Source organism: Actinomyces sp. Z5, from assembly GCF_003287795.1.
Classification (GTDB): domain Bacteria; phylum Actinomycetota; class Actinomycetes; order Actinomycetales; family Actinomycetaceae; genus Actinomyces; species Actinomyces glycerinitolerans.
Genome location: NZ_QMIN01000040.1, coordinates 88,295 through 101,950 on the forward strand (window position 1 = coordinate 88,295; position 13,656 = coordinate 101,950).

12 protein-coding genes and 1 pseudogene are annotated in these 13,656 nt (G+C 65.4%); 3 read left to right on the forward strand and 10 right to left on the reverse strand.

The genetic code is table 11. The features are described 5' to 3' along the window. Positions 1–4: 4 nt before the first annotated feature. The 3 genes and pseudogenes from DRB06_RS16910 to DRB06_RS04470 all read left to right on the forward strand — a co-directional run. Positions 5–169 (forward strand): annotated as a pseudogene (locus DRB06_RS16910) (HTH domain-containing protein); the annotation flags it as partial. Positions 170–178: 9 nt separating this feature from the next. After that, the gene (locus tag DRB06_RS04465) at positions 179–1,903 is read left to right on the forward strand and encodes a BglG family transcription antiterminator (RefSeq protein ID WP_258522140.1); all 1,725 of its coding nucleotides are present in this window, start codon (positions 179–181) and stop codon (positions 1,901–1,903) included. Between the two features lie 107 nt (positions 1,904–2,010). Beyond that, on the forward strand, positions 2,011–2,331 hold the full coding sequence (locus DRB06_RS04470) for a PTS fructose transporter subunit IIB (RefSeq protein WP_073327685.1): 321 nt from the start codon (positions 2,011–2,013) through the stop codon (positions 2,329–2,331). A 103-nt stretch (positions 2,332–2,434) separates the two neighbouring features. Here the strand turns inward: DRB06_RS04470 and DRB06_RS04475 are convergent, their stop codons facing one another. The 10 genes from DRB06_RS04475 to DRB06_RS04520 form a co-directional block, all read right to left on the reverse strand. Then, entirely contained in the window at positions 2,435–3,385 is a 951-nt protein-coding gene (locus DRB06_RS04475; RefSeq protein ID WP_258522141.1) for a sugar-binding transcriptional regulator, read from the reverse strand. Positions 3,386–3,521: 136 nt separating this feature from the next. Then, positions 3,522–4,475 (reverse strand): transketolase family protein, encoded by a 954-nt coding sequence (locus DRB06_RS04480; RefSeq protein ID WP_073327686.1) that lies wholly within the window; start codon positions 4,473–4,475, stop codon positions 3,522–3,524. Beyond that, a complete protein-coding gene (locus DRB06_RS04485; RefSeq protein ID WP_111819229.1) occupies positions 4,472–5,350 on the reverse strand; it encodes a transketolase in 879 nt (292 codons plus the stop codon). Before DRB06_RS04485 ends, DRB06_RS04480 begins: the two co-directional genes overlap by 4 nt. Before the next feature lie 47 nt (positions 5,351–5,397). Further along, the gene (locus tag DRB06_RS04490; protein ID WP_111819230.1) at positions 5,398–6,381 is read right to left on the reverse strand and encodes a sugar phosphate isomerase/epimerase; all 984 of its coding nucleotides are present in this window, start codon (positions 6,379–6,381) and stop codon (positions 5,398–5,400) included. Between the two features lie 80 nt (positions 6,382–6,461). Beyond that, positions 6,462–7,931 (reverse strand): glycerol kinase, encoded by a 1,470-nt coding sequence (locus DRB06_RS04495; protein ID WP_111819231.1) that lies wholly within the window; start codon positions 7,929–7,931, stop codon positions 6,462–6,464. A 164-nt stretch (positions 7,932–8,095) separates the two neighbouring features. Then, on the reverse strand, positions 8,096–9,100 hold the full coding sequence (locus tag DRB06_RS04500; protein ID WP_199912560.1) for a D-ribose ABC transporter substrate-binding protein: 1,005 nt from the start codon (positions 9,098–9,100) through the stop codon (positions 8,096–8,098). Between the two features lie 44 nt (positions 9,101–9,144). Next, positions 9,145–10,266 carry an ABC transporter permease gene (locus DRB06_RS04505; RefSeq protein ID WP_073327691.1) on the reverse strand — a complete coding sequence of 374 codons (1,122 nt, stop codon included), beginning with the start codon at positions 10,264–10,266 and terminating at the stop codon, positions 9,145–9,147. Then, entirely contained in the window at positions 10,263–11,858 is a 1,596-nt protein-coding gene (locus DRB06_RS04510; protein ID WP_108966058.1) for a sugar ABC transporter ATP-binding protein, read from the reverse strand. Before DRB06_RS04510 ends, DRB06_RS04505 begins: the two co-directional genes overlap by 4 nt. Beyond that, on the reverse strand, positions 11,855–12,508 hold the full coding sequence (locus tag DRB06_RS04515; RefSeq protein ID WP_108966056.1) for a DUF2291 family protein: 654 nt from the start codon (positions 12,506–12,508) through the stop codon (positions 11,855–11,857). Before DRB06_RS04515 ends, DRB06_RS04510 begins: the two co-directional genes overlap by 4 nt. Positions 12,509–12,732: 224 nt before the next feature. Next, positions 12,733–13,650, reverse strand: a complete 918-nt coding sequence (locus DRB06_RS04520) for a PfkB family carbohydrate kinase (protein WP_108966053.1) — start codon at positions 13,648–13,650, stop codon at positions 12,733–12,735. Positions 13,651–13,656: the final 6 nt, after the last annotated feature.

The window sequence follows — 13,656 nt, forward strand, 5'->3', positions numbered from 1 at the left end:
AGCCGTGAGGCGCTATTTGGAATTACTCGGCCTCATACGTGAAGATTCGTACGTAACCACCTCGCACCTTGCCCAAGTGCTGGGCGTGAGCTCGCGAACCATCCGGTCCGACATTGCACAACTCAACGATGAGCTCCGCACATGGGGAGCGAGAGTAACCTCCACCCCGCGAAAGGGCGTGACGCTGGTCGTATGCAACAGGCAGAGGTATTCCCTCTATCGTCCCGAGTACGAGCAGTCGGACCTAACCCAGGACGAACGGACTCGCCAGATAGCGGAGTACCTTCTGACCGTCGAGAAGCCGGTCTTGCTGGACGACCTTGCGGACATGCTGCATTTCAGCCGCTCCACTCTCAAGCGGGATATGCGGGAGGTACGCCAACTTCTGGGCGAATTCGATCTAACCATCGACAACCGCGCATATCACGGGATGAGAGTCCACGGCGAGGAAGTGGGCATCCGCAACTGTCTTGCCCACCTCAAGAGAGTAGTCTGCCTCAATAACGACAGCGCCGAAGGAGACGAGCTAGCAGCCCTGCGCGCGATTGTCACTAGGCAAGTGACCGACCATCATTTCCAAATCTCGGACATTGCCGTCGAGAATCTTGCCGTGCACCTGTACATCGCGATCAAACGCGTACGCATGGGCAATCGCATCGAACTGGACCCGCAGATGATCTCCGAGCTGGCACGGGAGACCAAGGGCGGCAGTATGGACGTAGCGACCGAGATATTGGAACAGGTCGAACACGCATATGACGTCAGCTTTCCCCAGGGCGAGGCGTATAACTTTCTGGCACGCCTCTCCGGCAAACAGATCGTGAGCCTCGACGACGCGACGGCGAACACGATAGTGACCGAGGAGAATACGCGCCTGGCGTTCAGCATGCTCGAGAGAGTGCGCGAGAGCTATCAAATCGACTTGCGCTACGACATTGAGTTGGTCACCACCCTCGCAATGCATCTGGCACCCCTGAGAACGCGCATGAAGTACGGACTGCCTTCCGTGAATCCGCTACTTGATGAGATCCGCCACAGTTATGTGCTGGCATTCAGCATGGCGACCGTTGCTTGCAGCGTTCTCGAGGGGGAATTGGGATACGACGTGCCCGCGGACGAGGTCGCCTATGTGGCCATGTACCTGTCGGTCGCTCTCGACCGTCATCGCGACAAAACCGATGAGAAGGACAACGTGCTGGTCGTGTGCGGGAGCGGAAGGGCATCCTCCGAGATGCTCGCGCACAGGATTCGCGATCTCTTCGGCAGATATCTCAACATCGTCGGGACGACGAGTGCACACGAACTCGGCCGGGTCGACTTCAGCGATATCGACTATGCATTCAGTACCGTGACCATCGAGCATCCGATCCCGGTGCCAATCGTCGAAGTCTCCACATTTCTCGCCGATCGCGACGTCAGCAACATTACGCGCGCACTCTCCGAAGGAAGAATGAGTCGCCTCGCGACGGAACTCATTAATCCCAACCTGGTCTTCTGGGGGAGTTTTGAGAGCAAGGAAGCAGTCATCTCCTTCCTGTGTCGCAAGATGAAGGACTGTGCCGACCTGCCCGATGATTTCGAGCAGCTCGTATTGGAACGCGAGGAAGCCGGCACGACGGCCTTCGGCAACCTGGTTGCCATCGCGCACCCGATTCGGGCCGTGGGAGCCGAGGACATTCTCGCCCTGGCCGTCCTCAGACACCCGATCGACTGGGGCGGCGAAGACGCCCAGCTAGTCTTCCTTCTTTCGATAGGACAGAAGAAGTCACGAGGCTTGGCGAGTTTCTATCGCATGATGAACAGCCTCGTCGGCAGCAGGCCGTATGTCGAGCGTCTCATCGCATCTAAGAGCGTGGAGGAGGTCAGAAGGACGCTACGCCTCGTGGCAGAGGCCGGCGCCTAGGAACAGCAATAGAGTCGATGACACGTGCTCACCATCTGGAGGGCACGCAGTGAAGAACAGTACGTAGAACTTCCAGAACAATCACGAGAACAGAAAGGAATTATGCCATGAAGATCGTCGCAGTTTGCGCTTGCACGGCCGGCATCGCCCACACCTACATGGCCCAGGAAGCCATCGAGCAGGAGTGCGCCAAGCGTGGCATCGAATGCAAGGTCGAGACCCAGGGGGGCATGGGCATTGACAATGAGATTGAACAGGACGAGGTAGACGAGGCGGATGTCGCCATCCTGGCCGTTGCCGTTGGCATCGAGATGGAGGAACGCTTTGACGAGAAGCGCGACGCGGGCAGGCTCCTCGAGGTAGACCCGAGCGTGGCCATCAAGAAGACTCCCGATCTCATCGAAGAGGCTGTTGCCCTGGCTGGGTAGGTCGAGAATCGGCTCGTTTGTCGGGACATGTGCGCTGTACCTTTCCCGTGTGTGGGAAGGGTGCGATGGTGTGTTCTCGCCCCGCCGCCCGTCGTCAGTCGCGTCATTCCTCCAGCAGTGCGCGTGCCGTTGCGGCGTCGGTGATAAGCACGTTCACCCAGCCGCCGCGTAGGGCGGCGTGGATGGCGGAGTGTTTGCGCTTCCCGCCGGCCGCCGCCACCCTGCGCGGGATGACGCGTAGCTGATCGGCGTCGGCTCCCACTAGGCGGCGGTCAAAGTCGGAGTCCACGTGGGCGCCGTCGGCGTCGAAGTAGCGCAGACACACGTCTCCAACGGCGCCTGCCGCGCGCAGTTCCTCATGGTCGGCGTCGGAGAAGATGTTGCCGGACTGGCGCAGCAGCGCGGAGGGCTCGAGGCTACCGATGCCCACCAGCGCAATGGTGACCCGCGGCAGTAGTTCGAGAATGTGAATGACGGAGGGATCGTTGCGCAGTTCGGCGGCCGCGGCCGGCGTACCCAGCACGGCCGGCGAGGGGAAGAACTCGGGCGCGGCACCGGTGGCCCGGGCGAGCAGGTCGATCATGCGGGTGGCCTTTACCTGCACGGTGGGGTTACCGATTCCGCCGAATAGCTGTACGACGGCGGAGGCAACCTGGGTTCGGAAGGGCTGCAGCCTCTCTATCGCCGCCAGCCAGGTGGCGCTCCAGGACGACAATCCGATGACATCGCCGCCGGTGAGCGTGGTCTCCAGGTAGGTGGCTGCGGCCGCCGCGAGCGCGTTCTCGACCGTGGTCTCGTCCTCGCCGGCGTCCACCACCACGCACTCGTCCAGCCCGTAGCGGGCCTCGATCTCCTCCTCCAAGGTGGTGAAGGTGCCGGCGGGCAAAGTGACAACGGTGCGCACAATGCCCTCGTCGGCGGCACGTTTCAGCAGCCGGGAGACGCGCGGTTGGGAGACGTGCAGCTCGGCCGCGATTTCTGATTGCTTGATGCCGCGCTCGTGATACATGCGTGCTATGCGGGCCATCAGCCGCAGTTGGGCATCATCGTTCACCGGAGTGGTTCCTTTCCCCGCAGCAGGGCTTAGAGCCTAAACTTATCGCGATTAAGGGCATTTCGGGGAAAGGGTTGCGGCCGGGACCAGGTTTTTCGCCTGGTCCCGGCCGCGTTCAGGTCACGCCGGGTATCCGCTAGGCGAGCAGCTCCTTGGCGGCGGCCGTGATGCCGTCGGCGCTGATCCCCCAGTGGTCCATGAGCCAGCCCTCCGAGCCGGTGGGCGCGAAGGTGTCTGGGATGCCGATTCGCTTCACCGGCACGGGCTGGTTGGCGGTTACCAGTTCGGCGACCGCGCCCCCGAGCCCACCGGCGGTGAGTCCCTCCTCGGCGGTTATGATCCGGCCCGTCTCACGAGCGGCGGACAGCACCGCGTCCTCATCGAGCGGCTTGACGCAGGCCATGGACAGCACGCGCGCACGGATTCCCTCCTGGGCAAGTGCGTCCGCAGCGGCGAGTGCCCGGTGCAGCACGGTGCCATTGGTGATGATGGTCAGGTCGTCACCATCGCGCAGCGTGGTTGCCCGTCCCGGGGTGAACACATAGTCATCGGCGTGTACGGCGGGCACCTTCATCCGTGAGATGCGGATGTAGACGGGGCCGTCGTGCTCGGTAACCGCCCAGCGGACGGCGGCAGCGGTCTCGACCGGATCGGCGGGAACGATCACCGTCATGTTGGGGATGACCCGCATCCACGCCACGTCCTCCGCACTGTGGTGGGTACTGCCGAGTTGTCCATAGGCCAGGCCCGGGCTCTGGGCGGTGAGCACCATGTGCCGGTATGAGTAGGCGGCGTCGATCTTGACCTGCTCCATCGCCCGGGCGGACAGGAAGGAGCCGGCGCATGAGACGATCGGTAGCCGGCCGCCGCCCTCGAGTCCCGCGGCCACGCCCACCTGGTTCTGCTCGGCGATGCCCACATTGATAATGCGCTCGGGGAAGCGTTTGGCGAACCCCCCGAGCTTGGAGGAGCCCACGGAGTCGTTGACGACGGCGACGACGCGCTCGTCCGCTTCCCCCAGTTCCGTCAGGACGTCGGCGAAGGCGTCACGGCAGTCGTACAGGGCGTTCGCTTCGGCGATGGCGGTCATGCCAGTGCCTCCAGTTCTGCTAGTGCCTGCTCCACCTCGGCGTCGGTGGGCAGCTTGTGGTGCCAGGCGACGGCGTCGGACATGAAGGAGATCGGGTGTCCCTTGTGAGAGTGGGCGATGATGAAGGTGGGTTTGCCGGAGGCGGCTGGTACGGCGGCGAAGGCATCCAGCAGGGCGCCGATGTCGTGCGCGTCAACATCCACCACCTCCATACCGAAGGCGCGGGCCTTGTCATCCAGCGGAGTCAGATCGTTGGTGTCTTCCGTGGTAGCGCCCTGCTGGAGGTGGTTGCGATCGGCGACCACGCAGAGGTTCGCCAGGCCGCGCTGGGCGGCGAACATGAGTGCCTCCCAGTTGGAGCCCTCCTGCAGCTCGCCGTCACCGGTCAGGACGAATACACGGCGGGGAGAGCCGTCCAGCTGGGCGGCGATGGCCTGGCCGACGGCGATCGGCAGACCGTGCCCCAGCGGCCCGGTGTTGGCCTCCACGGCATCCACGTACAGCCGGTTGGGGTGGCCGTTGAGTCGGGACTCGGGCTGCACGAAGGTCTCCAATTCGGCCACATCCAGCAGGCCGGCTGCGGCGAGCGTGGTGTACAGGGCGCAGGCCGCGTGTCCCTTGGAAAGGATCAGACGGTCGCGCTCGGGGTCGTGCAGGTTCTCCGGGGTCACATTCAGGACGTGGAGGTAGAGGGTTGCCAGTACGTCGGTGATGGAGAATTCACCGCCGAGGTGGCCCATGCGAGCATTCGCCACCAGTGTGAGGTCCTTGCGGCGGATGAGGCGCGCTCCCTCCTTGATGTGCGCGATCACCTCCTCCCGGCTCATGTCGGGCGTGGTGCGCCCGACTACGGGCAGTTCAACAGAAACTGTCATGGTTCTTTACTCCTAGAGCATTGGGCGTGATGGGGCGGCCCGGAGCCTCAGGCCATGCAGGTCAACAGCGCGTCCTGCACGACCCGCTGCGCGGCGAGCGGATCCTGGCGGGCCTGGGCGTCGGCGAGGGCGGCCTCGTCGAGGTTGTCCAGGGCGCGGTGCAGGGCCTTGAGGAAGCGGATGGAGGTGCGGGCGTTGTCCACCACGTCCTCCCGGAAGGGGAACTGGTCGAGCTGCCAGACCCCCTCCCAACCGTTCTTCTTCAGCGTGTAGAAGAACTCGAAGATCTCGGTGATGTGGACGGTGCCGACGACCATGTCGTCGTCCCAGCCGCGGTAGTTGTCGTTGACATCCATGCCCCACAGCAGGCCGTGGTCGATGAGCAGCTGGGCGGCCTCGGCCGGGGCCTCGCCGCCGAACAGGGCGTGTCCGAAGTCGAGCAGGACGCCGACGTTGTCCACGCCCATCTGCTGGATGCCGAGCACGGTCTTGGCCGCCGAAGACCAGAACATGTGGGTGCGGGGCTCGCGGGGCTTGTACTCGATGACGAACTTCAGGTCGGGATTGGCCTTGGCCAGATCGCGCATGCCCTCCACGGCCAGCCGGTTCAGTTCCCGGTAGTCCACCTGGAAGGGATAGTCGAAGCCGTCCTGCCCGGGCCAGATCTTGACATAGCGGGCGCCGAGTTCGCGCACGGCGTCGGCGGCGCCCTGCATGATCGCCATGGCTGAGGCCCGCTTGTCCGGGTCGGGGTTGGTGAAGGCGCCCATTTGGTGCTCACGCAGGTAGATGTCCGGGGTGACGCCGATGGCCCTCAGGCCGGTGCGCTCCAGGGCCGCCTTGACGTCGTCGAGGCTCACGCCGGCCGTGAAGGGGTAGTTCAGATCCACGTAGCTGATGTCGCCGACCTCGGCGGCCAGTTCGATCTGCTCGATGGTGGAGCGGGAGTCGCCGTAGCCGTCGGTGGCGTAACGGTCCACGTAGGTGGCGAAGTTCCACAGGCCTGCGCCGAAAACGGGGGTGTCAGACATTGTTTGTTCAACTCCAGTCGTTGTTGTGTCGGTGTATCGGTGTTGGTGATCTTGTCGGATGGTTGGTTGATGACCGCCGGTCAGGCGGACACGGCCCGGGAGCGAGCCAGCGCGTCGCGCCATTGTGAGCGTGCGGCCGCGCGGGCACCGTCCTCGAAGGCCGGGCGGTAGCGACTGCCCTCCTGCTGCGCGACCGCCGGCAGCTCCCAACCCAGTCGGGTGAAGCCCATGAGGGCGGCACCGAGGGCGGAAACCTCCGCGTTGGCGGCCACGACCACGTCGCGGCCGAGCAGGTCCGCCTGGCACTGCATGAGCAGGCGGGAGGCGGTGGCGCCGCCGTCGGCGTGGAGAACCTGCAGGTCGGAGGTGTCCAGGGCGTCCACGACGTCGGCGATCTGGTGGGCGACGGCCTCAAGGGCGGCGCGTGCGACGTGGCCACGGCTCGTGCCGGCGGTGAGCCCGGAGATGATGCCAACGGCCTGACGGTCCCACCAAGGAGCCCCCAGTCCGGTAAAGGCGGGCACCAGACTGACGCCGCCGGAGTCGGGCACGGTGGCGGCCAGCTCATCCAACTCGCGGCCGGGCTTCACGCCCAGCAGGCGGGCGGTCCAGTCCATGGCGGTGCCGGAGGCGACGATATTGCCCTCGTGCCCGTACATGGGGGCGTCGGTGAGCCAGGCCAAGGTGGTGGATACCCCGGTGCGGACGGAGCGGTCCGTGCCGGAGGGAATCATCACCGATGAGCCCGTGCCATAGGTGGCCTTGCCCTCGGCGGTGTTGCGGCAGCCGTGGCCGAACAGGGCGGCATGGGAGTCCCCGAGCACACCCACGATCGGCACGCCGTCGGGCAGGAAGTCCAGCCCGGCGGTGACGCCGAAATCGGCGTTGGAGGCGACGACGTCGGGCAGCGCGGCACGATCGATGCCGAACAGCCCGCACATGGCGGGCGACCAGTCGAGCGCGGCGAGGTCCAACAGAAGCGTCCGGGAGGCGTTGCCGGCCTCAATGACGTAAGCGGACTGACCGGTCAGGCGGCTTACCAGCCATGCATCCACGGTGCCGATGCGCACCGGCCCCGAACCGACCTGATCAAGCAGGTAGCGCATCTTGGGCGCCGAGAACATGGGATCCAGGCTCAGGCCGGTGGTGGAGGCGACGGCGAATTCACGCTCCGGGGAACGCAACCAGTCGCAGAACTCGGCGGTGCGAGAGTCCTGCCAACCGAGCATCGGGGCCAACGCCCGGCCGGTGACGCCATCCCAGGCGACCACGGACTCACGCTGGTTGGAGATGGTGATGCCGACCGGCGTGCCCACGACCCCGGCCAGGCACTCCCGGATGGCGGCGCACTGGGCGGCCCATACGGCGTCCGCATCCTGCTCCACCCAGCCGGGGCGTGGGTAGGAGACGGCGACCGGAGCCGAGCCGGAGGACAGGATCGCGCCGTCTGGGGCGATGGCGAAGGCCTTGGCGTTGGTAGTGCCCTCGTCGAGGGCGAGGACGTAGGGACCTGCCGTTCCCCCGGGCGCATGTCGAGCCGCATCGCTCATGCAGCGCCTCCTTTCCTGCGTGCCGAGCGCGACCAGCGCTTGGCATTTTTATTCCTCGTTGAATCTAGATGTGAGCCTAGCAGGTGCCGCCGTGGTTGGGAAGCCCCGGGCCGAAGCCGATTCGGCCCGGGACCTCCCCTGACCGCGGCGCGAGCTACCGACACTCACTCCTCTTCAAGTTCGAAGAGCGTGTAGCGATCAGCGTTCGACCCGTCGATCAGGATGCAGTCCACGAGCTGCTTCTCCTTCTTCCCGGTCTCGCCGTTCTTAATGAAAGCGTCCGCCTGCTCCACGGCCATCTCGGAGATGTGCACAGCCGGCTGCATACCGGTGGCGAGCATCGTGCCCTCCTTGATCGCCTTGACAGCATCCGGAGAGCCGTCGAAGCCGATCACCAGGATGTCGTCGGTCTTACCGGCCTGCTGCACCGCGGCGACGGCGCCCACCGCCATGGTGTCGTTGCCGCAGATGATCGCCTGGACGTCGGCGTCGCGCTGGAGCAGCGTCTCGACCTTCTGATAACCGAGCTGCTGGTCCCAGTCGGCCGTCTCGGTACCGACCAGTTCCATGTCCGGATATTGGTCGAGCACGGAATGGAAGGCCGTGGACCTGACCTGGGCGTTGGTGTCCGTCTCCCGTCCGAAGAGCTCGTAGTAGCGACCCGCCCCCTGGAGGGTGTCCGCGAGCTTTTCCGCAACGAGCGCTGCACCCTGGGAGTTGTTGGCCACGATCTGTGCGGCGGCAAGGCCGGAGGTATTGATCTCCCGGTCGATCAAGAAGACCGGGATGCCCGCCTCAACGGCCTTGCGGACCGCCCCCTCGGTGGAGTCGGCGCCCGCGTTGTCCACGATGATCGCCGCGGCATTCCGGGAGATCGCGGAGTCGAACAGCTCGGACTGCTTGTTTACGTCGTCGTCGTGGGAGAAGGCGTCGGCGGTGTAGCCGAGCTTCCGAGCGGCGGCAACGGCCGCCTCGGCCTCCGTTTTGAAGAACGGATTGTCATGCGAAGGCGTGATGACCGCGAAGTAGTTGGAGTCACCGCCCGCGGAACAGGCGGCCAGGCCGGGCAGGAGGGGGATCGTGAGCGCTCCGAATGCGCCTGCGCGCAATACGGTGCGGCGAGGGATCGGGCTCATGGACGAGCTGATGGAGGTGATGGTAGATGTCATGATGGGTTCCGCTTCTTCTCTGCTTGTTTCACAGTTCGACGGGATCAGGCGGAGGCGTCGCCGGGACTGACCTCGGCCCGCTGAATGCGGGCGGCCTCCCGTTTGACTTCTTGTGCGGCCTGGGCGGCGGCACGAGAACGCTCGAGGCGCTGCTGCCCCTGGTCGAGCATCACGGCCAGGACGATGACCAGGCCCTTGAGGAAGGTCTGCCAGAACGAGGACACGCCCACGAGGACCAGGCCGTCGTTCAGGAAGCCGATGACGAAGGCGCCGATGAGGGCGCCCTTGACGTCCCCGCGCCCGCCCGCAAGCGAAGCCCCGCCGATGACGACGGCGGCGATCGCGTTCATCTCATAGGTCTCACCGGCAGCCGGTGCGGCGGCGGTGAGTTCGGAGGCGATGATGAGTCCGGCCAGGGCGGCCATGCAGCCGGAGACCATGTACACCCGCATCTTGACCCGCTTGACGGGCACACCGGAGAGCTCGGCGGCACGCTCATTGCCGCCCACGGCGTAGAGCCAGCGGCCGAAGGGGGCGCGGGCGACCACCAGGGCGACGACGATCGCGAAGATGATCATCAGCCAGACGCTGGTGGGCAATCCGAGCGGCCGGGACACCCCCAGGAAGGAGAATCCCGTGTTGCCGAAGGCCTCCTCGCCCGCCAGGTCCGGGTAGGTGGCTCCCTTGGAGATGAGCAGCGCCGCGCCGCGCGCCATATACATGGTGCCCAGGGTGGCGATGAAGGGGGCAACGTTGAATCTGGTGATCAGCAGCCCGTTGATCGCACCGACGAAGGTGCCCACCACCAAGGCGACAATGACGACCACCAGCACCGACGGGTAGGCGTTGATGTCAAAGACCGACAGGTGCATGCCCTTGAGCATGACGCCGGCGATAACGCCGGACAGGCCGACGATCGATCCGATGGACAGGTCGATGCCGCCGGTAAGGATGACCAGCAGCATGCCCAGGCTGAGCAGCGCGTTGTAAGCCACGTGCTTGGTCATGGTCACCAGGTTGGTGGCCGTCAGGAAGGAGTTGGACAGCGAGGCGAAGATGACGATCAGCACGAGCAGGGCGATGAAGGCGCGCTGCGCCATCAGAAACTCGCCGATGCTCCGATTGCCTATGCGCAGGCCGGACTTGTGGGTGGATGCGGGTGTCATGCTTGGTCCTCGTCCTTTGTGTCACTCGTCGCGGCGTTGTCTGCGCTCGCGGCGTCGTCGTCGGTAGCTGTGATCTGTTCGCCGGTCGCGGCCATGACCTGGTCGCGGGTGGTGGTGCGCGGGTCGAAGTCGGCCACGATGCGTCCGCGGGCCATGACGATCAGGCGGGTGGAGGCGCCCAGCGCCTCGGACAGTTCGGAGGTGGCGAAGAGGACGCCGACCTTGGTTCCCGCCACCTCGGCCATGGTGGAGAAAATGTCCGACTTGGCGCCGATATCGATTCCGCGGGTGGGCTCGTCCATGAGCAGCATGCGGGGTGCAGTCATCAGCGCCTTGGCGATGACGACCTTCTGCTGGTTGCCCCCGGAAAGGGAGGTGATCCCGATGCCTGGGGACTCGGTCTTGATGCGGACGGCCTCGATGCCGTGATTGATCTCCTTGGCCTCCTGCTTGCGCTTGACCTGCCCATTGCGGGTGAGGATGCGCAACGCCGCCAGGCTCATGTTGCGGCCCACGCTCATGAGTTGGACGATGCCGTCGGCCTGCCGATCCTCCGGGGACAGGACGAGTCCGGCGTCGATCCGCTCGCCGATTGGAGCATTGGATATGTCCTGCCCATCGAGCAGGATCCGGCCGGATGCGGCGGTATGCCGTCCCGCGAGCGTCTCCAACAGTTCGGTGCGCCCGGCACCCATGAGCCCATAAATGGCAACGATCTCCCCCTCACGCACCGTGAGTGAGAGGTTGTCAACCGCGATGCGCGACGGGTTCGCGGGATCCGGCACCACCAGGTCCTCTATCTCCAGGATCGGCTCGCCGGGAGTAGCGGTGATCGCCGTGAACAGATCGGATTGATCCCGTCCCGCCATGGTCTTCACGATCCAGGGCAGGTCCACGTCCGCCATGGGCGCCGTGGCCACGTGCCGGCCGTCGCGCAGGATGACCGCGGTGTCCGCGATCTCGAGGCACTCGTCCATGTGGTGAGAGATGTAGACGATGGCGACGCCGTCCGCGGTCAGTTCGCGAATGATGCGGAAGAGCACCTTCACTTCCGTGGCCGAGAGCGCCGATGTGGGTTCGTCCATGATGAGCACGCGCGCCCCCTCGACGAGGGTGCGGGCGATCTCGACGAGCTGCTGCTGCCCCAGCCGCAGGTCGCCCACGAGGGCGTTGGGGTCGATCGGCTCTTCCAGGCGTGCGAGCGCCGCGGCGGCCTGCTCCCGCTGCCGGGAGCGCGAGATGCCTGTAGGTGAGGCGATCTCACGGCCGAGGAAGATGTTGTCAACCACCGAAAGATTGGGACAGAGGTTGAGTTCCTGATGGACGATGGCGACTCCGTGCGCAACGGCATCGGTGGTGTCGGTGAAGGTGATGGGCTCACCGTCGAGCTCGATCGTGCCAGAGGTCGGCGGCTGCACTCCGGAGAGGATCTTCATCAGGGTGGACTTGCCGGCGCCATTCTCTCCGATGAGGGCCACTACCTCGCCCCGGTGAATCTCGAAGTCGACGCCGCGCAAGGCGTGAGTCGCCCCGAAGGCCTTGGTGATGTCGCGGCCGGCGAGGACGACGGGGGCGTTCTCGCTTACGGTCATGACGCCACCTCAATAGAGACGGGGGTGATGACGACGTGCGCGGAATCGGAGTATGCGAAGGCGCCGACCACCGTGATCTTCTGGCCGATCATGGAGTTCAGGTCGTTCTCGGTGAGCACTCCTGCCTTAAGGGGATCGTTGAGGGAGAGTCCCACCTGGGCGTAGTCGATCTGGTTCTCAAACATGTCGAAGGTGACCTCACCGGTAACGTCTCGCAGAGCCGTGCCCATCACGGCGGGACCCGTCTGGACGGAGACGGTGACCCCCGAGGGCACGCCGTCGACCGCTAGGTTGACCTGGCCGAAGCCGCCCTCCTCCACGGTGCCGGTGGTGGTCACAGCGAAGGTGTACGCGGCCTCACCGTCACGGTGGCCGAGCTCCTCGCTGGTGCCCTCCTCGTCCTCCTGGAGATCTTCGAGCAGCCCCGCCAGGTCGGTGGCGTTGTCATTGACGTACGCAATGGTGGAGTCGTAGTGCTCGTTGGCGTATGCGACGGGATCCGTCGATCCGGCTGTGAGCACGGCTTCCGCCTCCTCCGGGGTCATGAAGGTGGTACCGAAGAAGCAGATGGCGAGTATCACCACCGCTCCGACGACCTTGAAGATGACACCCCAGGGGCGCCCGCGTCGTGTCTTGTTAGTTCGTGCCACCGCTTGAGCCTCCTCGCTCTGTCGTGGCGGATTCGGGACGATCCGCCTGCGTTGACATATTCATTCGTCCATGAATGACAACTCTAGTGTCGCCCGCGGTCTCGTTTCTGTCAACTTCATAACGGCGGTTGACTCCTGGGAGGGACACGAGCGCAGAAACAGCTCGGGGCCAGCCGACGTCCGGCGGGCCCCGAGCTTCTGTGGCGCACTCACGCCGCTGCGGTTCAGATCCCAATGGGTTCGATGGCACCGTAGGAGGCGGCCGCGCCTGCGGATAGCACCGCCGCCGAACCCGCCCGCATGGCCTCCGCCACGGCCCGTTCAAAGTCCAGCCCAAGTGTCAGGGCAGCCGCCAGCGCGCCGACGGAGGCATCCCCCGCACCGGTGGTGTCGACCACCGGACCCGCGGAAATCGCGTCAACGTGTGCGGCCTGTGGACCACCGGCAACCGCGGCGTCGTACCAGACGGCGCCGGCGCCCCCGAGCGTAATCAGCACGCGACGCGGCCCCCGCTCGGTCAGCTGGGCGGCGGCGTCAAGCGCCTCCGCAGCGCCGCGCGGGGCGGGACGACCGAGAACCAGACCGGCCTCGGTCTCATTGACCACGAGGATGTCCACCGCGGCGAGATCCTCCGCGGCGATGCCGTAGACCGGCGCGAGGTTGAGAATCGTCGTCGCCCCGGCCCCGCGAGCGGAGGCGATGGCGGCCGCATTGGCGGCGGCCGGAATCTCACCCTGGAGGACGACGACGTCTCCTGCTTGCAGAGCTGCGGCGTCGACCTGCTCGGAGGCGACCCGGCCGTTTGCACCCGCGTCAATGAGAATCGTGTTCTCCCCGGTGGCGGACACGGTGATGAAGGCGGAGCCGGTGGTCCCCTCATCTACCAGCAGGCCGCTCACATCGACACCATGACCGGCAAGTTCCTCGCGCAGCGCTGGGCCGGCGGCGTCAGAGCCGACGCGTCCGACGAAGCGGACGCGGGCGCCGGCATGGGCTGCCGCGGCGGCCTGGTTGGCACCCTTGCCGCCGAGCCGATAGCTGAGGGAGCGCGTATACAGGGTCTCCCCCGGCTCTGGGAAGCGGTCAACGGTGACCGTGACATCCTGGTTGATGGAGCCGATTACAACTACATGCGCGGACATATGGTC